The sequence below is a fragment of the Terrisporobacter petrolearius genome (assembly GCF_020748185.1).
Lineage (GTDB): Bacteria > Bacillota > Clostridia > Peptostreptococcales > Peptostreptococcaceae > Terrisporobacter > Terrisporobacter petrolearius.
Genome location: NZ_JAHZMO010000154.1, coordinates 1 through 478 on the forward strand (window position 1 = coordinate 1; position 478 = coordinate 478).

At 53.1% G+C, this 478-nt stretch carries 1 protein-coding gene; it reads right to left on the reverse strand.

The window, feature by feature from the left end; all coding sequences use genetic code 11:
- On the reverse strand, positions 1 to 478 hold a 478-nt coding region (locus tag K0040_RS22475), incomplete at both ends, for a TDP-N-acetylfucosamine:lipid II N-acetylfucosaminyltransferase family protein (RefSeq protein WP_228110449.1).

Genomic DNA, 478 nt, shown 5'->3' on the forward strand with positions numbered 1-478 from the left:
ACCAATGCCCTGCTGGCGGGCAAAAATAAAGTAACCGAGATCGCACTGACGAAGTAGCGCCAGATAGGCGTCAAATTCCAGTTTTTCGCTCAGAACTTGCAGATTTTCTTCGCTGAATAACTCCAGCCCCGCCTGACGAACTTCCCCAATGTACGCTTCGTTATTAGGCGGATATCCCATCGGCACCACCCCTTTTACCGTATCGCCAAATTGCTGATGAACGGCACGTAAGGCGGCGACATGCTCATTGCTGCGGTCGCCGGAGTTCCCCACCAGAATGGTCATTTTCCCTTCACGTTGCCGAGCGATCGCCATCGTATTGAGAGAAGGGTCCATCCGCGTCGGGAAGTACAGCAGTTCGCCCCGCACCTTTGGATGCGTTTTGGCAAAAAAGCTCAAATCACCGCGGGTGGCAAATACACAGCCGACTCGCTTTTGCGCCAGGCGACGTAGCGGGTAAAAAAGCTTATATCTCAAG